The sequence below is a fragment of the Flavobacterium sp. NPDC079362 genome (assembly GCF_050267765.1).
GTDB classification, from domain to species: Bacteria; Bacteroidota; Bacteroidia; order Flavobacteriales; family Flavobacteriaceae; genus Flavobacterium; species Flavobacterium azizsancarii.
Genome location: NZ_JBNNFM010000003.1, coordinates 11,554 through 34,520, shown reverse-complemented (window position 1 = coordinate 34,520; position 22,967 = coordinate 11,554). Strand labels below are relative to the sequence as shown.

Sequence of the window (22,967 nt, the reverse complement as noted above, 5' to 3'; positions counted from 1 at the left end):
AAAAAACATATGAAAAATATAATAAAAACAATTTTACTTTCTGTAGTCGTACTCGGGATGAGCTCATGTACAGAAGAAAAAATATTGGATTTAAAACCAGTAAACAATATTCTAAGTCCAGATGCTTTTACAACACCTACGTTGATTTCTACCTACATGAATGGGGTTTATAATGCTGCGGCTATTGGTCAATATAATGCTGCACCAACCAGTCCAAATGGTGGTAGAGGTTATGTTTGGGGAGCTGCGTTTGTAGAACAAGGTGAAACAAGAGGTGAAGATGTTGTAAACATGCAAACTTTTTACGAGTTAACATACAGAGGTACTTACGATCCAACAACGGCTAATAATGTTTACTACTGGGTGGATGGTTACAGATTAATCAACAGATGTAACATTATGATCGAAGGAACAACAGATGCTGTTGCTAAGGGTATAATTACTCAGGCTGTAGGAAATGATTACATTGGACAAGCTAAATTTTTAAGAGCGATTACACATTTAGAATTACTTACTTATTTTGCAAAACCATATTTTTTTACTCCTGGTGCTACGCATCCTGGTGTTCCTTACAGAGAAGTTGGGGTTAATACAAGTGAAGAAATTAAAGCAGAATCAGCAAAGCCACGAAATACTGTTGCTGATGTTTATGCAAAAGTTTTGGCAGATTTAAATGATGCAGAAACTTTAATCACAACTGGTAACTCAACTAGTTTTTCATCAAGAGTTGTTGGTAGAGCTTCTAAATGGGCTGCAATTGCGTTCAAAACTAGACTTTATCTTCAAAAGAGAGATTGGGCAAATGTAATTCTTGAAGGAGACAAGTTAAAAACTGCTTTTGCAATTACTGCTGATCCTTATGCTCCGTTTCAGAATACTACTGGAAGTGCGCCTAGTAACTCAGAATCTATTTTTTCTATCCAACATTCTGCTATATCTAATCCTGGTTCAAATGCTGCGTTAGCTAGTATATTAAAAGACAGGGCTTTAGTTTGTATTAGTCCAATTCTTTGGAGAGATTCTAAATGGTTAGCTGATGATAAACGAAGAGAAAACGGCAAGTTTATCTTTACTCCTGCTTCTGGGATTAAATATTCTAATAAATATACGGACGTTACTAACAGAACAGATGCTGCACCAGTTATTAGATATGCTGAAGTAGTATTGAACATGGCTGAGGCTCAGGCACGTTTGTCAAATCCAACTGCTGCTTTGACTTTGTTAAACTCTGTAAGAAACAGATCTTTAGCTATTTCGGCTACTCAAGCTTATGTTGCTGCTGATTTCCCTACAGACGCTGCCTTGGTCGCGGGTATTCTTAAAGAAAGAAGAATTGAGTTTTTACAGGAAGGGCGCAGATGGACAGATATTCATAGATTGCAAAATGACCCAATACCAGCTATTGCTGATGCTAATAAGGGAGTTCCTGCAAAATTTGCTAATGGCGCACCTGCTGCTGCTGCATATGTATTAGGAAATAGTTTTGTTGTTACTACTCCTATTGCTGCTATACCCTATGAGAATTATAAGTTCTTATGGCCTATACCACAAATTGAATTAAACACTAATCCAGGTTTAGGACAAAATCCAGACTGGAATTAGAAAAAATAAATATTTTGATTTTTTTGAAAACCCTCAATCACTTTTCTGATTGGGGGTTTTTGCTTCTATTGATACGTCTGAAAAAATACCTCAATAACAATGATTTGTTTTTTTATACGTTTTTATCTTTTACCTTTGCCAGACAAATTTTGCCAAAATAATTCCATATAAAGCGATCAAATGAGAATATTCTTTTTTCTATATCTATTAGTTGTACCAACTTTATTGTTTTCTCAGGAAAAAACTACTTCTCAAAAAGGTTTAGATATGAATACAAAATATTCAAGCATAACCGATACTGTAAAAAAGAAGAAAGCAAAAATAGCGACAATAGATCAATATCAGATTATTACGCTGGAACATGATACTACTTATGTAGATACGTCGTTAACGCTGAAAAGTGCCTATAAGCAAAATCACCTTCGAAAGGATGATTTCGGACTTTTGGCTTTTTCTAATATCGGACAAACTTTTAATACTTTGCAATACAGCCTGACCAATTTTTCTCCTTATCCGGAAATAGGTTTTAGCGGTAAACATTTTAATTATTTACAGGCAGATCAAATCAACTATTATTCAGTAGCGACACCGTTAACAGAGCTGTTTTTTAATACAACCATAAATAAAGGTCAAAACGTAGATTCATTTATTACATTAAATACCTCAAAAAACCTCAATTTTTCTATTGCTTACAGAGGTTTACGTTCAGAGGGAGATTATATAAATCAATTAGTGAGTGCGGGAAATTTTAGGTTTACAACAAGTTATGCAACAACTGATAAGAGATATGAAATAAAAGGGCATTATACTTATCAGGATATTTCAAATGGAGAAAATGGTGGTATTACATCGACTTCGGATTTTGAGAGTGATAATAAAGATTATAAAAACCGCCAGAGATTACAAGTATATCTTACAGATGCAAAGTCCTTTCTAAAAGGAAGACGTTTGTTTTTCGATCATGCGTTTAGAATAAATCCAACAGATGGAAGCAATAATTTATATGTAACACATCAATTCAATTACGAAACTAAATTTTTTGAATACAATCAGAAGACTATTTTATCTACTGTTGGTACTACACCGGTACAAAGATTTGGAGAATCTTATGTTACCAGCGGCATAAATGATCATACAAAATATGAAAGACTGTATAACAGAGCTGGACTTGCTTATGAAAATTCTCTTTTAGGCAAATTTAATTTCTTTGTAGATGATTACAGATCGAATTATGAATACGGAAGAGTATTAGTAGATAGCTTAAACAATGTTATTCCAAATAATCTATACCTTCAGATTAATAATTTTGGGGGACAATATGAATATCAAAAAAACAAATGGAACGGGCGTTTTTTCTATTCCAGATCAATTACGAATCAGTCGCTTTCTAATTTAGATGCTAAATTGAAATATGACTTTAGTGATAAAATCCAGTTTGATTTTAGATACCGCAACATTAATAAATTACCAAATAATAACTATAATTTATACCAAAGTAGTTATGTAGAATATAATTGGTCTAAGGATTTTAAAAACGAAAAAATAAACTCCCTTAGTGCCAGTGTTCTTACGCCTTGGTTGAATGCTGAAGTTCAGTACACGGTTCTAAATGATCACTTGTATTTCGCTGATGTTTCTACACCAGAACAGATAAAAGTGAATACACAAATTATAAATCCTGCTCAATACGGGAATGCAATCAATTATCTGGAAATAAAAGCAAGTCGTGAATTTAAATTTGGCCCCTTTGCATTAGATAATACACTTTTATATCAGAAAGTAGATCAGTCAGATCTGATTTTGAATGTACCGGATTTTGTTACAAGAAATACATTTTATTATACCGGTTACTTTTTCAAGAAAGCCTTGTTTATGCAAACCGGAATCGTTTTTAATTATTTTACAAAGTATTACGGAAATGATTACAATCCGGTTATTGGAGAGTTTTTTGTTCAGGAAAATAAAAAGATTGGTGGTTATCCGTTATTTGATCTTTTTGTAAATGCAAGAATTCGTCAGACTCGATTTTATTTAAAAGCGGAACATATAAATTCTATTTTTTCTAAAAGCGATTATTATTCTGCGCCTAATAATCCTTATCGTGACTTCGTTATCCGATTTGGTTTAGTTTGGAATTTCTTCCAGTAAAATCAAATCAATAGTTATATTAAAATCAAATATTAAAATTAAAATAAAAATGGACTTTTCAAATAACATTTTAGAAACAATTGGTAATACACCATTAGTAAAACTCAACAAAATTGTTGCTGAAATTGATGCGTTAGTATTGGCAAAAGTCGAAACATTTAATCCCGGAAATTCTGTAAAAGACAGAATGGCCGTAAAAATGGTGGAGGATGCAGAGGCAGATGGACGTTTAAAGCCCGGAGGAACTATTATTGAAGGTACTTCTGGAAATACAGGTATGGGATTAGCACTTGTGGCTATCATAAAAGGATATAAACTGATTTGTGTAATCTCAGACAAACAGTCTAAAGAAAAAATGGATATTTTACGTGCTGTTGGTGCCAAAGTTGTAGTTTGTCCTACAGATGTTGAGCCAACAGATCCACGTTCATACTATTCTGTTTCAAAGCGTCTGGCTGAAGAAACACCAAATTCCTGGTACGTAAACCAATACGATAATATGTCAAATTCTTTGGCGCATTACGAACAAACGGGACCTGAAATCTGGAAACAAACTGATGGAAAAATTACTCATTTTGTGGTTGGGGTAGGAACGGGTGGGACGATTTCCGGAGTTGGAAAATATTTAAAAGAGAAAAACCCGAATATTAAAATTTGGGGAATTGATACTTATGGTTCCGTTTTTAAGAAATATCATGAAACTGGAATTTTTGACGAAAACGAAATTTACTCTTATATCACTGAGGGAATTGGAGAAGATATTTTACCTAAAAATGTTGACTTTTCTTTAATCGATGGTTTTACAAAAGTTACGGATAAAGATGCAGCGGTTTATACAAGAAAGATTGCGCTTGAAGAAGCAATTTTTGTTGGGAATTCTGCCGGAGCTTGTATAAAAGGGCTTTTGCAGCTTAAAGAACACTTCAAGCCGGAAGATGTGGTTGTAGTACTTTTTCACGATTCAGGAAGCCGTTATGTAGGTAAAATGTTCAATGATGACTGGATGCGTGAGCGTGGATTCTTAGAAGAAAACATAACAAAGGCAGAAGATGTAATCAAAGATCATATCGATAAGGAACTGATCGTTGTACGTACAGAAGAATTGGTTTCGCATGCAATTGAACGTATGCGTAAATATAAAATTTCGCAAATTCCGGTTGTAGACATCAACGGATTTGTGGGTTCTGTAGATGAAACAGATTTGTTTAGAAGTTATGTTGCTGATAAAAACGTAGCCGAAAAACCAATTAAGGAAGTAATGGGAAAACCTTTTCCTATTGTAAAATTAGGAACGCCTATAGAAGAAGTTTCTAAATTATTTACCAAAGAAAATGATGCTGTTTTGGTTGATCTGGGAAATGGAAATCATCATATTATTACAAAATATGATATCATTGGATCTATAAAATAAAAAAGTAATTAGAAATATTAAAAATCCTGCATGTTTATTAAACTGTGGGATTTTTAGTTTTAAATGGTTGAATTTTTGTAAAGCTCATTTTTAATTAAAGTTATCTGCCGTAATAAATTTACACTATTGATATAAGTTTTATATTTGTGCTATGACTAAGTTTTCAATGAAAATAATCCCGGAATTACTTTTAGAAGAGTATAAAAAAAACTTCCCAAAAGAATTAGAACAGAAGTTTGAGAATCTTTGTGATGCTGAGATTTCTAATGATTCTTTTAGCTTTTATACTTCAGTAGCTTCGGTTTTTTCGAGTAAGATCGAAGGAGAAGAAATTGAATTAAATTCTTATGTTAACCATAAACGTTTTGGTATAGAATTTCTTCCTGATTATACCAGGAAAATTGATGATTTATATGAAGCGTATTCTTTTGCCAAAGTAAATTCATTAAATAAAAAAAATATTTCGGAAGCTCATAAATTATTGGGAAGAAATATTGTAGCATTGGCATATCAGGGTAAACATAGAATTCAAAACATGTTTATCACAACTGATGACGGAAAAATCGAATATGTAGCTACAATTCCTGATCTTGTCAATGAAGAAATGAAAAAGTTTTATGATGATGTTGATTACCTTTTAAATGAAGAGTTAAGTTTTTCTGAAGTTTTTTATTTTGCAAGCTTAATTCATTTGGTTTTTGTGAAAATTCATCCTTGGAATTATGGAAATGGCCGCTCAGCGAGGCTTTTAGAGAAATGGTTTTTATCTGAAAAGCTTGGAGAAAAAGCATGGTTTATTCAAAGCGAGAAGAATTATTATCAAAAACATAAATTATATTATTCTAATTTACGAACTTTAGGTTTAGAATATGAAGTCTTAGATTATTCAAGCGCACTACCTTTCCTTGAAATGTTACCTCAATCCCTATTTTTATAATCTGTATAAAACTATTAATGAATTTTACCGCAATAGATTTTGAAACCGCCACAGGACATCATCCTTGTTCAGTTGGTATTGTTACTGTAGAGAACGGCATAATTGTAGATGAGTTCGTTACTTTGATCAAACCGCCCAATAATGAATATAATCCGTTTACAATTCGTGTTCATGGAATTTATCCAAGTGATACCGTGTATGCTAAATCTTTTGTACAAGTCTATCCTGAAATCGAAAAAAGGTTAAAAAATAGAGTTGTTGTTGCACATAACGAAAGTTTTGATAGAAATGTTTTAAGTAAATCTATGGCACTTTACGGATTGCAATATGAGGATTTAAATATAGCTGAAAAATGGGAATGTACAGTTAAAATCTATAAAGCAAAAGGTTTTAAACCTACTAAATTAAGTGATTGCTGCAGAGAAATGAAAATTCAGCTGAACCATCATGAAGCCTTATCTGATGCTCGTGCGTGTGCGAAATTGTATCTGTTAAAATAAATACCAAACAAAAATGTAAGATTATTAGTATTTTTAATTATATTTAGGGTTTTTATAAATTAAAGTAAAAGCCTAGAAATGAAAGAAGATTTTCTTCATTACCTCTGGAAATTCAAGAAGTTCGATACGTTGAATTTGCAAACAATCCAGAATGAATCTATCACAATTATAAAAACAGAGGACTATTTACGACTTGCCGGGCCCCGATTTTTTTAACGCTCAAATTACTATTGGAGATCAAAAATGGGCGGGAAATGTCGAAATTCATTTAAAATCTTCAGACTGGTATGTACATGGTCACGAGAATGATGCAGCATACGAAAATGTAATTTTGCATGTAGTCTGGGAACATGATACAGATATATACGGTAAAAACAACAGAGAAATTCCTGTTTTGGTACTCAAAGATTATATTTCTTCAGATATTCTGGCAAATTATCATGCTTTAATAATTCCCAAATCATGGATATTTTGTAAAAAAAGTATTGGCGAAATTGACGAGTTTGTTTTTAAAAATTGGCAGGAGCGGCTATTTTTTGAGCGCTTAGAAAGAAAATCGAAATTTATATATGATTTATTAGAAGAGACAAACCAAGATTGGGAGGCCGTTTTATTTTCTTTATTGGCAAAAAGTTTCGGCTTAAATACCAATGGCAATTCCTTTTTACAAATTGCAAAATCAGTCCCGTTTTCGATTATTCGAAAAGAAAGCTTTGAAGTCGAAAATCTTGAAGCGATACTTTTAGGCTCTTCAGGATTATTAGATGATGAGAAAGAAGATGTTTATTTTACGGATCTAAAATTAAGGTATTACTATCTGCTTAATAAATATCAGTTAGAAAAACAGCATATAGATTCGGTGCAGTTTTTTAAGCATCGTCCGGATAATTTTCCAACCATCAGACTTTCACAATTAGCTAATTTATATCATAAACACCAAAATATATTTTCGAAAATGATTGATTTAAAATCAGTTAAAAACGTTTACGATCTCTTAGGTGTTTCTGCAAGTTTGTATTGGTAAAATCACTATCAATTCGATAAAGAGAGTATAAAGAGACCCAAAATTTTATCAAAAGCTTTTTTAGATCTGATTATTATCAATACTATAATCCCAATTCAGTTTGCTTACTCAAATATAAGAGGAGAATCTATTTCAGAAGATCTAATAGCGTTTATGAATGAAATTACTCTTGAAAAAAATGCCATTATTGATAAATTTAATTCCTTTGGCATTTCTTGTAAAAATGCTTTCGAAGCACAATCGTTATTAGAACTCAAAAATGAATATTGTAATCAAAAAGCGTGTTTAAAATGTGCTTTAGGAATAAATTTACTGAAAAGTAATTAGGCGATTAGAAAATGCGTCAATAAAATAATTTTGTACTTTTGCCTTTCTTATCAAATATTAACCATCCTGAGCGAAGCCAAAGGATAAAATCTAAAATCTACGATGTCAGCAATTTTAAAACTGAAGTTTTTCTTCGAGAAATATGGATTTCATGTTTCATCCCGACTTGCAGATAAGCTAGGTATGAGAGTAACAAGTGTTAGGTTGTTCTTTATTTATATTTCGTTTGTTACAGCAGGTTTATGGTTTGGAGTATACCTGACTTTGGCATTTTGGATTCGACTGAAGGATTTAATTCGCGCCAAACGAACATCTGTTTTTGATCTGTAACACTAAATTTTAATCATAAAAAAAGGGCTCTAAAGTAATTATTACTTCAGAGCCCTTTTTTAATGAAATTATTTATCTTGATTTATTAAAACTGAAAGTAAATATTACGGCATGAATTGCTGCAAATATTAAAGAGAAGTAATACAAGAAAGCTCCATCAGCATTTGCATCTAAATGGTTGATATAAGCAACAGCAACTAATGCTATTACCATAGCGTATCCGGAATAAGCGATAGTTTTATAATTGCCCTCACTAAAAGTACCTTTATTCAATACACTATTTTTCATTCCGTAGAATAAATATAAGTCAAAACCAAGCATCATCCATGCAATTAGTCTGATCCAGGTATCCAATGGTAAAAATACCATCATAAATAAACATACTAATACTCCTGCAATAGGCACGAAAGGTACAAGTGGTGTTCTGAAAGCTCTTGGTGCATCCGGCATTTTTTTACGCATAATCAATACACCAATACAAACAAGGATAAAAGCAAATAAAGTACCAATACTAGTCATTTCTCCTACTACTCTTGCAGGAACAAATGCAGCAAAAAGACTTACAATTACCATAAACAATAAATTGTTTTTTGCCGGAGTTCTAAATTTTGAATGTACTTCAGAGAAAACTTTTGGCATTAACCCATCTTTACTCATAGAGAAAAATACCCTGCTTTGTCCCATTAACATTACTAAAATTACAGAAGCATAACCACCCAGGATAGCAAGTAAAATAGCATTATTCAACCACGGGTATGCCGGAGTAATCATTCCGTTTGCTCCCACATGTCCCATCGATTCAACTGCAATTGCTACAGGCGCGATTCCGTCCTTACCGGCAAAAGCCTGATAATTTACAACCCCAGTCATTACGTGAGCAAAAAGAATATATAAAACAGTACAGATTGCCAATGATAATAAAATTCCGATAGGCATATCTCTTTTAGGGTTTTTAGCTTCTTGTGCTGCAGTAGAGACAGCATCAAAACCAATGTATGCAAAAAATACAATTGCAGCCGCTCTAATTATTCCTGAAAAACCAAATTCTCCAAATTTACCAGTGTTTGCAGGGATATAAGGAGTGTAATTTTCAGGTCTTATGTATTGCCATCCTACAGCAATAAAAACCAATACAACAGTAACTTTTAATAATACAATAATACTGTTTACGAAAGCAGATTCTTTTGTTCCTCTAATTAATATTAAGGACATTATCATTACGATCACTACAGCAGGAACATTAATTATCCCTCCTTCAAAAGGAGAAAGCATATACGACTCGTTGAGATGAATACCATAACCACTAAGGAATTTGCCAAAATACCGCGACCAGCTAATCGAGACCGTTGCTGCTCCTACGGCATATTCTAAGACAAGATCCCATCCAATTATCCATGCTACAAATTCACCCATTGTTGCAAATGAGTAAGTATATGCACTTCCGGCAACTGGAATCATAGAAGAAAATTCAGCATAACATAAACCAGCAAAAACACATCCAAATGCAGCTACAAGAAACGAAATGGTTATCGCCGGACCTGCATTCATAGATGCTGCAAGACCAGTAATCGAAAATAAACCAGCTCCAATAATAGCTCCAATTCCTAAAGCAACCAATCCGGGTGCCGTTAATGTTTTCTTTAATCCTTTTTCGGAATCAGCGGCTTCTGCCAAAAGCTGATTTAATGGTTTTCTTTTCCAAATTGACATATATGTGGTTTTTATTATTATTAAGCTCCAAATGTATAGTTTTTTATAAAAAATAAAAACAATAATTAAGTTTTAAGTTATAAAAAAAGAATATTTAACTTTTCGAAAGCCATTTCTCTTTTATTAGTAGGAGAAGAACTAAAATATGAATTGCAAAAATGTCATTTAGCTTATGTAAATAGTTTTTTATAACGTATAATTGTAGTAAAATATTTATAAATTTATTAAGCTAAAAAAGCTCTAATTAAAATAACTGCATTATATAATATGAATTTCAGTACCATAAAATTATATTTTAAGTTTACAAGTCAACAACGTACGGGAGTTTTTATCCTTTTTGTTATAATAATAGTACTGCAGTTGGTATATTTTTTCGTTGATTTTAGTTTACCCGAAAAATCTTTTCCTGAAAAAGAAGAATGGATGTCTTTACAGTCAGAAATTGATTCGATGAAATTCGTAAAGTCTAATGAAAAGCCAAAAGTGTATTCTTTCAATCCAAATTTTATTACAGATTATAAAGGGTACAAGTTAGGAATGTCAGTTCAGCAGATAGATCGTTTGTTTGCTTTTCGTAAAGAGAATAAATATGTTAGTTCCGCAAAAGAATTTCAGGAAGTGACAAAAATTTCAGATTCTTTATTAAATGTGATGGCTCCTCTATTCAAATTTCCTGATTGGGTTCAGAATAAAAAAGATTTGAAAACAGAAAGAAAAGAATTTGTTCATAAAGAAAACTTTAAAAAAGAAAAAATTATAGTTTTGGATATTAATGAGGCGACGCAGGAGGATTTAATTAAACTTTACGGAATAGGTGAAGCATTATCATTAAGAATATTAAAACAGAAAGAAATCTTGGGATGTTTTGTTTCTATGGAACAGATGAATGATGTTTGGGGACTTTCGCCCGAAGTTATTAGTGAATTGAACTCGCATTTTAAGGTTGTAATTCCTTCAATGTTTAAAAAGATCGCTATAAATGAAGCGTCATTAAAAGAGTTATCACAGTTTTCGTATTTTAGATATACCTTGGCAAAACAAATTGTCACGTATCGAAGTATGAACGGAAATATTAATAATATTGAGGATTTGTCAAAAATTAAAGGTTTTCCTGTTGATAAAGCAAAAATAATTAGTTTATATTTGGAGTTCTAAAACAAAAGCAGCTTACAATGAATTTTGAATATAACGAAACGCAGTCAATGATTGCTCAATCTATAAGAGATTTTGCCGAAAAAAATATCAGACCTAATATAATGGAATGGGACGAGGCTCAGATTTTTCCAATTCCTTTGTTTAAAAAATTAGGCGAAATGGGATTTATGGGAGTTTTAGTTCCTGAAGAATATGGCGGATCAGGTTTAGGTTATCATGAATATATTACAGTTGTAGAGGAAATTTCAAAAGTAGATCCTTCAATTGGTTTATCAGTCGCAGCTCATAATTCATTATGCACCAATCACATCTTAACTTTTGGAAATGAAGAGCAAAAGAAAAAATGGCTGCCAAAATTAGCGACCGCAGAATATATAGGAGCCTGGGGTTTAACCGAGCATAATACAGGTTCAGATGCCGGCGGAATGAATACAACAGCTGTTAAAGATGGTGATGAATGGATTGTAAACGGAGCTAAGAATTTTATAACTCATGCTATTTCCGGAGACATTGCAGTTGTAATAGTTCGAACGGGAGAAAAAGGTGATTCAAAAGGAATGACCGCTTTTGTTTTTGAAAAAGGAATGAAAGGATTTACTTCAGGTAAAAAAGAAAATAAACTTGGAATGCGTGCCAGCGAAACTGCAGAATTGGTTTTTGATGGTTGCCGTGTTCCTGATGCAAATAGATTAGGAGAAGTAGGCCAGGGATTTGTTCAGGCTATGAAAATATTAGATGGAGGACGTATTTCAATCGGAGCTTTGTCATTAGGGATTGCAAAAGGTGCATACGAAGCTGCTCTTAAATATTCAAAAGAGAGACATCAGTTTGGTCAGCCTATTAGTAATTTTCAGGGAATTTCATTTAAATTAGCTGATATGGCTACGGAGATCGAAGCATCGGAATTATTGCTTCATAAAGCAGCTTTCTTAAAGCAGCAACATAAGCCCGTTACAACACTTGGAGCAATGGCAAAAATGTATGCCTCAGAAGCTTGTGTTAGAATTGCAAACGAAGCCGTTCAGATCCATGGTGGTTATGGTTATACAAAAGATTATCCTGTAGAGAAATTTTATAGAGACTCGAAGTTGTGTACAATAGGAGAAGGAACTACCGAAATTCAGAAAGTAGTTATCTCTAGAAATTTATTAAAAGAATAAAGAATAAAGCATAAATCTTGCTTAATTGTCTCATTAATAAGAGATGGTTTTTTTAAGTGTATTCTCTTTTTTCTATCTTCTTTTTTCTTTGAAAAAAATAATTGATAATTTATAACCCGAAATCAATAATTAATATATACTTTTGCACACTTAACGAAAGGGGGTGTCTATATTATGTTAATTATACCAATTAAAGACGGAGAAAATATCGATAGAGCATTAAAGCGCTATAAAAGAAAATTTGATAAAACAGGAACTGTTCGTCAATTAAGAGCGCGTACTGCTTTTATTAAGCCTTCTGTTAAAAATAGAATCAAAATTCAAAAAGCAGCTTACATTCAAAACATGAAAGATGGTTTAGAAAGTTAGTATTAGCTTATCAGAAATAATTGCCGTTAGTTATCAAAATTTTGATACTAACGGTTTTTTTATGCTTAATTTTGAGATAAATAATATTCGCTGTAAGTAGAGGGAAAAAAGTACTTATTTTATGAAAGCAAATAAAGAAGCATTTCGGGATTATCTTCAATTAGAGAAAAAGTATTCAGTTCACACTATTAATGCTTATTTGAATGATATTTCATTTTTTGAAACATTCAATAAAACTCATTTTGATCAGGAGAATATCGAACAGGTTAATTATAGTCAGATAAGAAGTTGGATTGTTTCTCTGGTTGATCAGGATATTTCAAATGTTTCTGTAAATCGAAAGATGTCATCTCTAAAAGCGTTTTATAAGTTCCTTTTAAAAACAAAACAAATAGAAGTTAGCCCAATGTTGAGGCATAAGGCCTTGAAGACGCCTAAAATTGTGCAGATTCCTTTTTCTGAAAAAGAATTGGCAGATCTAATGCAGCAGTTTGGTGATCCATCCGGGTTTGAGGAGGTGAGGGATAAGCTTATTGTTGATCTTTTTTATACAACAGGAATGCGGAGAGCAGAACTGATAAATTTAATGAGATACAATGTCGATTTGTCTTCTAATGTGATTAAGGTTTTAGGAAAGCGAAATAAAGAACGTATTATTCCTGTCTTGCCAATTATTGTCGAACAGTTTAATTTGTATCTGCAGGAAAGAACTTCCGTTGAAAAGATAGTCGATGGTGATTATTTTTTTATTTCAGGAAAAGGGTTAAAATTGAGTGAATCTTTTGTGTATCGATTAATAAATTCATACTTTAGTAAAGTCTCCGAAAAGGTAAAAAAAAGTCCACATGTGCTTCGGCATACTTTTGCGACTCACTTATTAAATAATGGAGCAGATTTAAATTCAGTTAAAGAATTGTTAGGACATTCTAGTTTGGCATCCACACAAGTTTATACTCATAATAGTTTGGCAGAGCTTAAAAAGGTGTATGGTAATGCGCATCCGAGGAATAAATAACAGTTCTGAAATGTTTAACCCTAAAATTTGTATTATGAAGGTAGATGTTCATGCAGTTAACTTTACTGTTGACAGAAAATTAGTGGATTTTATTCAGGAAAGAATGGATAAATTAGAAAAGTATTACGATCGAGTTGTTTCGGCTGACATTTTTTTAAAAGTCGAAAGAACAAGTGATAAGGAGAATAAGGCAGTAGAGATTAAGATTAATGTTCCTGGAGATGATTTTTTGGTTAAAAAACAGTGCAAAACCTTTGAAGAGGCGATTGAGCTTTCGGCAGAATCTTTAGAGCGTGTATTAGTAAAAAGGAAAGAAAAAATAAGAGCACACATATAATTGAAAATTTTTTTGAAAAAATGTTTTGATTAAAAGATAAAATAGCTACATTTGCAGTCCGTTAGAAATAGCGGACTTTTTTATTGATATTGCCAGCGTAGCTCAGTTGGCTAGAGCAGCTGATTTGTAATCAGCAGGTCGTGGGTTCGAGTCCCTCCGCCGGCTCTAAAATTTCAAATGCGATTTGAAATTGTTCATACGATTATTGATAAAAAAAAGGGGAGATACTCAAGCGGCCAACGAGGGCAGACTGTAAATCTGCTGTGTGAACTTCGCAGGTTCGAATCCTGCTCTCCCCACAAAAAGAAGTTAAGGTTTTAGGACGTAGATTTCAGGTTTTAAAACTAAAATCTTTGAAATGCAATCTAAATCAGAACTCTCTGCCGACTTAGCTCAGAGGTAGAGTGCTTCCTTGGTAAGGAAGAGGTCACGGGTTCAATTCCCGTAGTTGGCTCAAGTAAGTAGGAAATTGAAAATTAATATATAACTAAGATTAAAAATTAAGTAAAATGGCAAAGGAGAATTTTAATCGTTCCAAACCGCACTTAAACATAGGTACAATTGGACACGTGGATCACGGAAAAACTACATTAACTGCAGCAATTACAAAAGTATTGTCTGATGCTGGTTACTGTCAAGCAAAATCGTTTGATCAAATCGATAACGCTCCAGAGGAGAAAGAAAGAGGTATTACTATTAATACATCACACGTAGAGTATGAAACAGCTAATCGTCACTACGCTCACGTTGACTGTCCAGGTCACGCGGATTACGTAAAGAACATGGTTACTGGTGCTGCTCAAATGGACGGAGCTATCTTAGTAGTTGCTGCTACAGATGGTCCAATGCCACAAACTCGTGAGCACATCCTTTTAGGTCGCCAGGTTGGTATTCCTAGAATGGTTGTTTTTATGAACAAAGTTGACATGGTTGATGACGCTGAGTTATTAGAGCTTGTTGAAATGGAAATTAGAGATTTATTATCTTTCTACGAATATGATGGAGATAATGGACCAGTTGTTCAAGGTTCTGCTTTAGGAGGATTGAATAATGATCCTGCTTGGGTTCCTAAAATTCTTGAATTGATGGAAGCTGTAGATTCTTGGATCGAAGAGCCAATCCGTGATACTGCAAAACCATTCTTGATGCCAGTTGAGGATGTATTTACAATTACTGGTCGTGGAACTGTTGCTACAGGACGTATCGAAACTGGTATTGCTAATACAGGAGATGCTGTTGAAATCATTGGTATGGGAGCTGACAAATTAACTTCTACTATTACAGGAGTTGAGATGTTCCGTAAAATTCTTGACAGAGGAGAAGCTGGAGATAACGTAGGTTTATTGTTAAGAGGTGTTGATAAAGAATCTATCAAAAGAGGAATGGTTATCATTAAGCCAGGATCAGTAAAACCACACGCTACTTTCAAAGCTGAGGTTTATATCTTGAAAAAAGAAGAAGGTGGACGTCATACTCCATTCCATAATAACTACCGTCCACAGTTCTACGTACGTACAACTGACGTAACAGGAGTTATTACTTTACCAGAAGGAGTAGAGATGGTAATGCCAGGAGACAACTTGACAATTAATGTTGCTTTATTAAGCCCAATCGCAATGAGCGTAGGTTTACGTTTTGCTATCCGTGAAGGTGGTAGAACAGTAGGAGCAGGTCAGGTAACTGAAATCGTAGGATAATCCTATAAATATTATAAAAAGCCAGCTGATTCTCTTAACTGAAATCACTGGCTTTTAATTACGGGCGTAGTTCAAGGGTAGAATAGCGGTCTCCAAAACCGTTGATGGGGGTTCGAATCCCTCCGCCCGTGCAATAAAAAAATATATCAAATGACAAAAGTTACGAATTATTTATCAGAGGCTTTCGAAGAGTTAAAGTCAAATGTTACTTGGCCTGCTTGGGCTGAGGTTCAAAAATTGACAATTGTTGTGGCTGTATTTTCGATCTTATTCGCTTTGGCAACATGGGGAGTAGACGAATTTTTTGCAAAAGCTTTGGCTGGATTTTTTAACTGGTTAAAAGGATAATTTTTTTGTGATGGCAGATAATAATGTGAAAAAATGGTACGTAGTAAGAGCTGTAAGCGGACAAGAAAATAAAGTCAAAGCTTACATCGAAACTGAGATTGCCAGATTAGGTATGGGTGATTATGTTTCCCAGGTTTTAGTGCCTACAGAAAAAGTAGTTACTGTAAAAGAAGGAAAGAAAATGTCTAAGGATAAAGTTTATTTTCCTGGGTATGTTATGATCGAAGCCAACTTGGTTGGTGAGATACCTCATATTATTAAGTCTATTACTAGTGTAATTGGATTTTTAGGTGAGATCAAAGGTGGAGAACCTGTTCCTTTGAGACTTTCTGAAGTAAATAGAATGTTAGGTAAAGTAGATGAGTTAGCTGTAAATACAGATACTCGTGCAATTCCTTTCAACTTAGGTGAAACTGTTAAAGTGATCGATGGTCCATTTAACGGCTTTAATGGTACGGTTGAAAAAATAAATGATGAAAAGCGTAAACTTGAAGTTATGGTTAAGATTTTCGGAAGAAAAACACCATTAGAATTGAGTTTTATGCAAGTTGAAAAAGTATAATTTTTGTTACATCTATAATAACCACTATAATTGCTTCCTATGATTATAGTGTTAAATTTTTTAAAAAATGGCTAAAGAAATTAGTAAGGTAGTTAAACTACAAGTTAAGGGAGGTGCTGCGAATCCGTCGCCACCGGTTGGACCTGCTTTAGGAGCTGCTGGGGTTAATATCATGGAGTTCTGTAAGCAGTTCAATGCTAGAACACAAGATAAACCTGGCAAAATATGCCCAGTGCAAATTACTGTGTATAAAGACAAATCATTTGATTTTGTTGTAAAAACTCCTCCAGCTGCTGTCCAATTATTGGAAGCTGCAAAGCTAAAGTCTGGATCAGGTGAACCAAATCGTAAAAAAGTAGCTAGCGTTACTTGGGACGTTATCAAAGCAATTGCTGAAGATAAAATGGTAGATTTAAATGCATTCACAATCGAATCTGCAATGAGCATGATCGCTGGAACTGCTAGATCTATGGGTATAACTGTATCAGGAGATGCTCCTTTTTAATTAAGAGAAAGAAATGGCAAAATTAACAAAAAAGCAAAAAGAGGCTGCTTCAAAAATTGAAAAGAACAAACTATACTCTTTAAAAGATGCAGCTGCATTAATTAAAGTTATAGCTTCTGCAAAATTTGATGAGTCTGTTGATATCGCAGTTCGTTTGGGTGTAGATCCAAGAAAAGCGAATCAAATGGTTAGAGGTGTAGTTACATTACCTCACGGAACAGGTAAAGACGTTAAAGTATTAGCATTAGTTACTCCAGATAAAGAAGCAGAAGCTTTAGCTGCTGGAGCTGATTATGTAGGTCTTGACGATTATTTACAAAAAATTAAAGATGGTTGGACAGATGTTGATGTTATTATCACTATGCCAGCTGTTATGGGTAAATTAGGTCCATTAGGTCGTATTTTAGGACCTAGAGGTTTAATGCCAAACCCTAAAACAGGTACTGTAACTATGGATGTTGCAAAAGCTGTTGCAGAGGTTAAAGCTGGTAAAATTGACTTTAAAGTTGATAAAACTGGTATCGTACATGCAGGAATTGGTAAAGTTTCTTTTGGAGCTGAGCAAATTTATGACAATGCACACGAAATTATTCAAACATTAATCAAACTTAAACCAACTGCTGCTAAAGGTACCTATATTAAAGGTATTCACCTTACAAGCACTATGAGTCCTGCAATTGCATTGGACCCTAAAGCAGTATAATTGGTAGTTAATAATTTTTAGTATGACTAGAGAAGAAAAATCAATCGCGATTGAAGATTTAACTGCACAGTTAGCTGGTACAAATATTATTTATGTATCTGATATTTCTGGATTAAACGCAGAAACGACTTCAAACTTGAGAAGAGCTTGTTACAAAGCAGGTATTAAATTAGAGGTTGTAAAAAATACATTGCTTGCAAAAGCAATGGAAGCTTCTGCTAATGACTATGGTGATTTACCTTCAGTATTGACTGGTAATAGTGCTATATTTATTTCAGATGTAGCAAATGCACCTGGAAAAATAATTAAAGATTTCAGAAAAAAATCGGCTAAACCTTTATTAAAAGGAGCTTATATTAATTCTGAAGTTTATATTGGAGATGATCAATTAGATGCATTAGCAACTATTAAATCTAAAGAAGAACTTCTTGGAGAGCTTATTGGATTATTGCAATCACCAGCACAAAGAGTTATCTCTGCTTTACAAAACCAATTCGCAAACAGCGAAGAGGCTGAAACTGAAGCATAATAACAAATGCAGGAAATTTTATTTCCTTGCTGCTTAAATAGCGCACAATAAATAAATTATATTTTACAAATCATTTTAAACGATAGAAAAAATGGCAGATTTGAAACAATTCGCAGAACAATTAGTTAACTTAACAGTTAAAGAAGTTAACGAATTAGCAACAATATTAAAAGACGAGTATGGTATCGAGCCTGCTGCTGCAGCTGTTGTAGTTGCTGCTGGTGGTGGAGAAGGTGCTGCTGAAGAAGCACAAACTGAATTTACAGTTGTATTAAAAGAAGCTGGTGCTTCTAAATTAGCAGTTGTAAAATTAGTAAAAGAACTTACAGGTTTAGGTTTGAAAGAAGCTAAAGATGTAGTTGACGGTGCTCCAAGTAACGTTAAAGAAGGTGTTTCTAAAGAAGAGGCTGAAGGTCTTAAAAAATCATTAGAAGAAGCTGGAGCTGTAGTTGAACTTAAATAAGTTTACTCGGTTTTAAGAACTAGGTTTAGGTCTTGAGTTAACACTCAATGGCCTAAACCATTTTTCGTATAATAAAATATATCAAGTTTTATTATCAAATAGTTTAAAATACGAAAAAGTTTTTGATCAGTACGAAGAAAAAAAATTAACCAATTTTTACCGGGTTATTTTTAAAGATGTATTGATTACAAAAAGAAGGTATCAATTAAACATTGTGTTTTTACACAAAAAACTACTTTTTTTTAATCAAAATTTTGTCCATTGATGATAACAAATCAGACTGAAAGATTGAATTTTGCCTCTACAAAAAACATACCTCAATATCCGGATTTTCTTGATGTTCAGGTAAAATCGTTTAAAGATTTTTTTCAATTAGAAACAAAATCTGACGAAAGAGGCGACGAAGGGTTGTACAACACCTTCATGGAAAACTTTCCAATTACAGATACTAGAAATAACTTTGTACTGGAGTTCCTTGATTATTTTGTAGATCCACCACGTTATACCATTCAAGAATGTATAGAGAGAGGTCTTACTTATAGTGTGCCTTTAAAAGCCAGGTTAAAACTATACTGTACAGATCCAGAACACGAAGATTTTGAAACTATTGTACAAGATGTTTATCTTGGAACAATACCTTATATGACTCCAAGCGGTACTTTTGTGATCAATGGTGCTGAGCGTGTGGTAGTATCTCAACTACACCGTTCTCCTGGGGTTTTCTTTGGACAATCATTCCACGCAAATGGAACAAAACTTTATTCTGCCAGAGTAATTCCTTTTAAAGGATCCTGGATAGAATTTTCTACAGATATAAACAGCGTAATGTATGCTTATATTGATAGAAAGAAAAAATTACCTGTTACAACTTTATTCCGTGCTATTGGATTTGAAAGAGATAAGGATATCCTTGAGATTTTCGACCTTGCAGAGGAAATTAAAGTTTCTAAAACAGGAATTAAAAAATATATTGGAAGAAGACTTGCTGCACGTGTATTGAACACTTGGCACGAGGATTTCGTTGATGAAGATACCGGTGAGGTAGTTTCTATCGAACGTAACGAAATCATCCTTGATAGAGATACTATTATCGACAAAGATAATGTTGAAGAAATCATTGATGCAAACGTAAAATCAATTTTGTTACATAAAGAGGATAATAACCAGGCAGATTATGGTATTATTCACAATACATTACAAAAAGATCCAACAAACTCTGAAAAAGAAGCTGTTGAGCATATCTACAGACAATTGCGTAATGCAGAACCGCCTGATGAAGAAACTGCTCGTGGTATTATAGATAAATTGTTCTTCTCAGATCAACGTTATAACTTAGGTGAAGTTGGTCGTTACAGAATGAACAAAAAACTTGGTTTAGATATCCCTATGGAAAAGCAAGTGCTTACCAAAGAAGATATCATTACCATTGTAAAATATTTGATCGAATTGATCAACTCTAAAGCAGAGATTGATGATATTGATCACTTATCAAACCGTCGTGTTAGAACAGTTGGAGAACAATTGTCTCAACAATTCGGTGTTGGTTTAGCGCGTATGGCGAGAACTATTCGTGAGAGAATGAACGTTAGAGATAACGAGGTGTTTACACCAATCGATTTGATTAATGCTAAAACATTATCATCGGTTATCAACTCTTTCTTTGGTACGAACCAGTTATCTCAATTTATGGATCAAACGAATCCATTAGCTGAGATTACACACAAAAGAAGACTTTCTGCCCTTGGACCTGGTGGACTTTCGAGAGAAAGAGCTGGATTTGAGGTTCGTGACGTTCACTATACACACTATGGTCGTTTATGTCCGATTGAAACTCCAGAGGGACCAAACATTGGTTTGATTTCATCTCTTGGTGTTTATGCAAAAGTTAACGGAATGGGTTTCATCGAAACTCCTTACCGTAAAGTTACAGATGGTGTAGTTGATTTAGTAAGTACACCTATCTATTTAAGTGCTGAAGAAGAAGAAGGAAAAATGATTGCTCAGGCAAACATTGAAATGGATGAGACTGGTAAAATCACGGCGACTAATGTTATTGCTCGTGAGGAAGGTGACTTCCCGGTTGTTGAACCTTCTGCAGTACACTATACAGACGTTGCTCCTAACCAGATTGCTTCGATTTCGGCTTCATTGATTCCTTTCTTGGAACATGATGATGCGAATAGAGCCTTGATGGGATCTAACATGATGCGTCAGGCGGTTCCTTTGATCCGTCCGGAAGCACCAATTGTTGGTACAGGTTTAGAGCGTCAGGTAGCTTCAGATTCTAGAGTATTGATTAATGCTGAAGGAGATGGAACTATAGAGTATGTTGATGCAAACATCATTACTATCAAATACGACCGTACTGAAGAAGAAAGAATGGTAAGTTTTGATTCTGATGAAAAAACATACAACTTAATTAAATTTAGAAAAACAAATCAAGGAACAAGTATCAACTTGAAACCAATCGTAAGAAAAGGTGACAGAGTAGTTCTTGGACAAGTATTATCAGAAGGGTATGCTACTCAAAATGGTGAATTAGCTTTAGGTAGAAACTTAAAAGTTGCGTTCATGCCATGGAAAGGGTATAACTTTGAGGATGCGATTGTAATTTCTGAAAAAGTAGTTCGTGATGATATTTTTACTTCTATCCACGTTGATGATTATTCATTAGAGGTTAGAGATACTAAGTTAGGAAATGAAGAGTTAACAAACGATATTCCTAACGTTTCTGAAGAAGCTACTAAAGATTTAGATGAAAACGGTATGATCAGAATTGGTGCAGAGGTTAAACCTGGCGACATTTTGATCGGAAAAATTACACCAAAAGGAGAGTCAGATCCTACTCCGGAAGAGAAATTGCTTCGTGCAATCTTCGGGGATAAAGCAGGAGATGTAAAAGATGCTTCATTAAAAGCGTCTCCATCTTTACACGGTGTAGTTCTTGACAAAAAATTATTTGCAAGAGCCGTAAAAGATAAACGTAAACGTACTCAGGATAAAGATGCTTTAGGCGCTTTAGAAATGGAATTCGAAACTAAATTTGTTGAATTGAAAGACAGATTGGTTGAGAAATTATTCTTGATCGTGAACGGAAAAACATCTCAAGGTGTAATGAATGATTTGGGTGAAGAAGTTTTACCAAAAGGTAAAAAATATACTCAGAAAATGCTTTACGCAGTAGAAGATTTTGCTCACTTAAGCAAAGGTCAATGGGTTGCTGATGATGCTACTAATAAAATGGTTAATGATTTAATTCATAACTATAAAATTAAGCTAAACGACTTACAAGGAGCTTTAAGAAGAGAAAAATTCACTATTACAGTCGGAGATGAATTGCCATCTGGAATCTTGAAATTAGCGAAAATTTATATCGCTAAAAAGCGTAAGTTGAAAGTAGGGGATAAAATGGCTGGACGTCACGGTAACAAAGGTATTGTTGCAAGAATCGTCCGTCATGAAGATATGCCTTTCCTTGAAGACGGAACACCGGTAGATATCGTATTGAATCCACTTGGGGTACCTTCACGTATGAACATTGGTCAGATTTATGAGACTGTTCTTGGATGGGCTGGACAAAATTTAGGTAGAAAATTTGCTACTCCAATTTTTGATGGTGCTTCTTTAGACCAAATCAATGAATTAACTGATGAAGCTGGAGTTCCACGTTTCGGACATACACACCTTTATGATGGTGGTACTGGAGAGCGTTTCCATCAAGCTGCAACTGTGGGAGTAATTTACATGCTTAAATTAGGACACATGGTTGATGATAAGATGCACGCGCGTTCTATTGGTCCATACTCGTTGATTACTCAACAACCACTTGGAGGTAAAGCTCAATTTGGAGGTCAGCGTTTTGGAGAGATGGAGGTTTGGGCACTTGAAGCTTATGGAGCATCAAGTACACTACGTGAAATCTTAACAGTTAAGTCGGATGACGTTATTGGTAGAGCTAAAACTTACGAAGCTATCGTTAAGGGAGAGTCTATGCCAGAACCGGGATTACCAGAATCATTCAATGTATTAATGCATGAATTGAAAGGTCTTGGACTTGATATTCGTTTAGAAGAATAAATAAAGTTTTCAGTTACAGTCTCAGTATTCAGTTCAACACTGGAAGCTGAGACTGAAG

General features: G+C 33.9%; 20 protein-coding genes, 4 tRNA genes and 1 pseudogene. 24 read left to right on the top strand and 1 reads right to left on the bottom strand.

Going from position 1 to position 22,967, the window contains the following annotated elements:
* Positions 1-9: 9 nt before the first annotated feature.
* The 7 genes and pseudogenes from ACQKCJ_RS04105 to ACQKCJ_RS04075 all read left to right on the top strand — a co-directional run bounded on the left by ACQKCJ_RS04105 (position 10) and on the right by ACQKCJ_RS04075 (position 8,279).
* Positions 10-1,602 (top strand): RagB/SusD family nutrient uptake outer membrane protein, encoded by a 1,593-nt coding sequence (locus ACQKCJ_RS04105; RefSeq protein ID WP_427401436.1) that lies wholly within the window; start codon positions 10-12, stop codon positions 1,600-1,602.
* Between the two features lie 180 nt (positions 1,603-1,782).
* Positions 1,783-3,750 (top strand): putative porin, encoded by a 1,968-nt coding sequence (locus ACQKCJ_RS04100; protein ID WP_427401435.1) that lies wholly within the window; start codon positions 1,783-1,785, stop codon positions 3,748-3,750.
* Positions 3,751-3,799: 49 nt separating this feature from the next.
* Positions 3,800-5,161, top strand: a complete 1,362-nt coding sequence (locus ACQKCJ_RS04095; protein ID WP_427401434.1) for a pyridoxal-phosphate dependent enzyme — start codon at positions 3,800-3,802, stop codon at positions 5,159-5,161.
* A 151-nt stretch (positions 5,162-5,312) separates the two neighbouring features.
* A complete protein-coding gene (locus tag ACQKCJ_RS04090; RefSeq protein ID WP_427401433.1) occupies positions 5,313-6,098 on the top strand; it encodes a Fic family protein in 786 nt (261 codons plus the stop codon).
* A gap of 17 nt (positions 6,099-6,115) precedes the next feature.
* The gene (locus tag ACQKCJ_RS04085; RefSeq protein WP_271334900.1) at positions 6,116-6,598 is read left to right on the top strand and encodes a 3'-5' exonuclease; all 483 of its coding nucleotides are present in this window, start codon (positions 6,116-6,118) and stop codon (positions 6,596-6,598) included.
* Between the two features lie 78 nt (positions 6,599-6,676).
* Positions 6,677-7,949 (top strand): annotated as a pseudogene (locus ACQKCJ_RS04080) (DUF2851 family protein).
* Positions 7,950-8,051: 102 nt separating this feature from the next.
* Positions 8,052-8,279: a PspC domain-containing protein gene (locus tag ACQKCJ_RS04075; RefSeq protein ID WP_264204740.1), complete on the top strand. Its 228-nt coding sequence runs from the start codon at positions 8,052-8,054 to the stop codon at positions 8,277-8,279.
* Positions 8,280-8,351: 72 nt separating this feature from the next.
* Here the strand turns inward: ACQKCJ_RS04075 and ACQKCJ_RS04070 are convergent, their stop codons facing one another.
* Positions 8,352-9,989, bottom strand: a complete 1,638-nt coding sequence (locus tag ACQKCJ_RS04070; RefSeq protein WP_427401432.1) for an amino acid permease — start codon at positions 9,987-9,989, stop codon at positions 8,352-8,354.
* A 267-nt stretch (positions 9,990-10,256) separates the two neighbouring features.
* Between ACQKCJ_RS04070 and ACQKCJ_RS04065 the strand changes: the two genes are divergently transcribed.
* From ACQKCJ_RS04065 to rpoB, 17 genes are all read left to right on the top strand, one after another.
* Entirely contained in the window at positions 10,257-11,144 is an 888-nt protein-coding gene (locus ACQKCJ_RS04065) for a ComEA family DNA-binding protein (protein WP_427401431.1), read from the top strand.
* Positions 11,145-11,161: 17 nt separating this feature from the next.
* Positions 11,162-12,304, top strand: a complete 1,143-nt coding sequence (locus tag ACQKCJ_RS04060; protein WP_271334897.1) for an acyl-CoA dehydrogenase family protein — start codon at positions 11,162-11,164, stop codon at positions 12,302-12,304.
* A 174-nt stretch (positions 12,305-12,478) separates the two neighbouring features.
* Complete coding sequence (gene rpsU, locus ACQKCJ_RS04055) at positions 12,479-12,673, top strand: 30S ribosomal protein S21 (protein WP_072959426.1); 195 nt, start codon at positions 12,479-12,481, stop codon at positions 12,671-12,673.
* Positions 12,674-12,794: 121 nt separating this feature from the next.
* Positions 12,795-13,688: a tyrosine-type recombinase/integrase gene (locus ACQKCJ_RS04050; RefSeq protein WP_427401430.1), complete on the top strand. Its 894-nt coding sequence runs from the start codon at positions 12,795-12,797 to the stop codon at positions 13,686-13,688.
* 34 nt (positions 13,689-13,722) lie between these two features.
* Positions 13,723-14,025: a ribosome hibernation-promoting factor, HPF/YfiA family gene (gene hpf / locus ACQKCJ_RS04045; protein ID WP_213302146.1), complete on the top strand. Its 303-nt coding sequence runs from the start codon at positions 13,723-13,725 to the stop codon at positions 14,023-14,025.
* Between the two features lie 91 nt (positions 14,026-14,116).
* Positions 14,117-14,190: transfer RNA gene (locus tag ACQKCJ_RS04040), tRNA-Thr, on the top strand.
* A 53-nt stretch (positions 14,191-14,243) separates the two neighbouring features.
* Positions 14,244-14,324: transfer RNA gene (locus ACQKCJ_RS04035), tRNA-Tyr, on the top strand.
* 83 nt (positions 14,325-14,407) lie between these two features.
* Positions 14,408-14,479, top strand: a tRNA-Thr gene (locus tag ACQKCJ_RS04030).
* A 55-nt stretch (positions 14,480-14,534) separates the two neighbouring features.
* Positions 14,535-15,722, top strand: a complete 1,188-nt coding sequence (tuf, locus tag ACQKCJ_RS04025) for an elongation factor Tu (RefSeq protein ID WP_072959420.1) — start codon at positions 14,535-14,537, stop codon at positions 15,720-15,722.
* Between the two features lie 60 nt (positions 15,723-15,782).
* Positions 15,783-15,853 (top strand) — tRNA-Trp (locus ACQKCJ_RS04020).
* Positions 15,854-15,872: 19 nt separating this feature from the next.
* On the top strand, positions 15,873-16,070 hold the full coding sequence (gene secE, locus ACQKCJ_RS04015) for a preprotein translocase subunit SecE (RefSeq protein WP_008466927.1): 198 nt from the start codon (positions 15,873-15,875) through the stop codon (positions 16,068-16,070).
* 10 nt (positions 16,071-16,080) lie between these two features.
* Positions 16,081-16,632, top strand: a complete 552-nt coding sequence (gene nusG, locus ACQKCJ_RS04010) for a transcription termination/antitermination protein NusG (protein WP_271334895.1) — start codon at positions 16,081-16,083, stop codon at positions 16,630-16,632.
* A gap of 67 nt (positions 16,633-16,699) precedes the next feature.
* On the top strand, positions 16,700-17,137 hold the full coding sequence (rplK, locus tag ACQKCJ_RS04005; protein WP_007807442.1) for a 50S ribosomal protein L11: 438 nt from the start codon (positions 16,700-16,702) through the stop codon (positions 17,135-17,137).
* A gap of 13 nt (positions 17,138-17,150) precedes the next feature.
* Positions 17,151-17,840, top strand: coding sequence for a 50S ribosomal protein L1 (rplA, locus tag ACQKCJ_RS04000; protein WP_072944426.1), 690 nt, complete (start codon positions 17,151-17,153; stop codon positions 17,838-17,840).
* Between the two features lie 22 nt (positions 17,841-17,862).
* Positions 17,863-18,369 (top strand): 50S ribosomal protein L10, encoded by a 507-nt coding sequence (rplJ, locus tag ACQKCJ_RS03995; protein WP_271334894.1) that lies wholly within the window; start codon positions 17,863-17,865, stop codon positions 18,367-18,369.
* 91 nt (positions 18,370-18,460) lie between these two features.
* The gene (gene rplL / locus ACQKCJ_RS03990; protein ID WP_007807437.1) at positions 18,461-18,832 is read left to right on the top strand and encodes a 50S ribosomal protein L7/L12; all 372 of its coding nucleotides are present in this window, start codon (positions 18,461-18,463) and stop codon (positions 18,830-18,832) included.
* 264 nt (positions 18,833-19,096) lie between these two features.
* Complete coding sequence (gene rpoB / locus ACQKCJ_RS03985; protein ID WP_271334893.1) at positions 19,097-22,909, top strand: DNA-directed RNA polymerase subunit beta; 3,813 nt, start codon at positions 19,097-19,099, stop codon at positions 22,907-22,909.
* Positions 22,910-22,967: the final 58 nt, after the last annotated feature.

Bases quoted from the DNA above. Each gene is read 5' to 3' on its own strand.
- rplA (WP_072944426.1), top strand. From the start codon at position 17,151: ATGGCAAAATTAACAAAAAAGCAAAAAGAGGCTGCTTCAAAAATTGAA.
- rplK (WP_007807442.1), top strand. From the start codon at position 16,700: ATGGCTAAAGAAATTAGTAAGGTAGTTAAACTACAAGTTAAGGGAGGT.
- ACQKCJ_RS04085 (WP_271334900.1), top strand. From the start codon at position 6,116: ATGAATTTTACCGCAATAGATTTTGAAACCGCCACAGGACATCATCCT.
- nusG (WP_271334895.1), top strand. From the start codon at position 16,081: ATGGCAGATAATAATGTGAAAAAATGGTACGTAGTAAGAGCTGTAAGC.
- ACQKCJ_RS04050 (WP_427401430.1), top strand. From the start codon at position 12,795: ATGAAAGCAAATAAAGAAGCATTTCGGGATTATCTTCAATTAGAGAAA.
- rplL (WP_007807437.1), top strand. From the start codon at position 18,461: ATGGCAGATTTGAAACAATTCGCAGAACAATTAGTTAACTTAACAGTT.
- tuf (WP_072959420.1), top strand. From the start codon at position 14,535: ATGGCAAAGGAGAATTTTAATCGTTCCAAACCGCACTTAAACATAGGT.
- ACQKCJ_RS04095 (WP_427401434.1), top strand. From the start codon at position 3,800: ATGGACTTTTCAAATAACATTTTAGAAACAATTGGTAATACACCATTA.
- ACQKCJ_RS04060 (WP_271334897.1), top strand. From the start codon at position 11,162: ATGAATTTTGAATATAACGAAACGCAGTCAATGATTGCTCAATCTATA.
- ACQKCJ_RS04065 (WP_427401431.1), top strand. From the start codon at position 10,257: ATGAATTTCAGTACCATAAAATTATATTTTAAGTTTACAAGTCAACAA.
- hpf (WP_213302146.1), top strand. From the start codon at position 13,723: ATGAAGGTAGATGTTCATGCAGTTAACTTTACTGTTGACAGAAAATTA.
- ACQKCJ_RS04105 (WP_427401436.1), top strand. From the start codon at position 10: ATGAAAAATATAATAAAAACAATTTTACTTTCTGTAGTCGTACTCGGG.
- secE (WP_008466927.1), top strand. From the start codon at position 15,873: ATGACAAAAGTTACGAATTATTTATCAGAGGCTTTCGAAGAGTTAAAG.
- rplJ (WP_271334894.1), top strand. From the start codon at position 17,863: ATGACTAGAGAAGAAAAATCAATCGCGATTGAAGATTTAACTGCACAG.
- ACQKCJ_RS04090 (WP_427401433.1), top strand. From the start codon at position 5,313: ATGACTAAGTTTTCAATGAAAATAATCCCGGAATTACTTTTAGAAGAG.
- ACQKCJ_RS04075 (WP_264204740.1), top strand. From the start codon at position 8,052: ATGTCAGCAATTTTAAAACTGAAGTTTTTCTTCGAGAAATATGGATTT.
- rpsU (WP_072959426.1), top strand. From the start codon at position 12,479: ATGTTAATTATACCAATTAAAGACGGAGAAAATATCGATAGAGCATTA.
- rpoB (WP_271334893.1), top strand. From the start codon at position 19,097: ATGATAACAAATCAGACTGAAAGATTGAATTTTGCCTCTACAAAAAAC.
- ACQKCJ_RS04100 (WP_427401435.1), top strand. From the start codon at position 1,783: ATGAGAATATTCTTTTTTCTATATCTATTAGTTGTACCAACTTTATTG.
- ACQKCJ_RS04070 (WP_427401432.1), bottom strand. From the start codon at position 9,989: ATGTCAATTTGGAAAAGAAAACCATTAAATCAGCTTTTGGCAGAAGCC.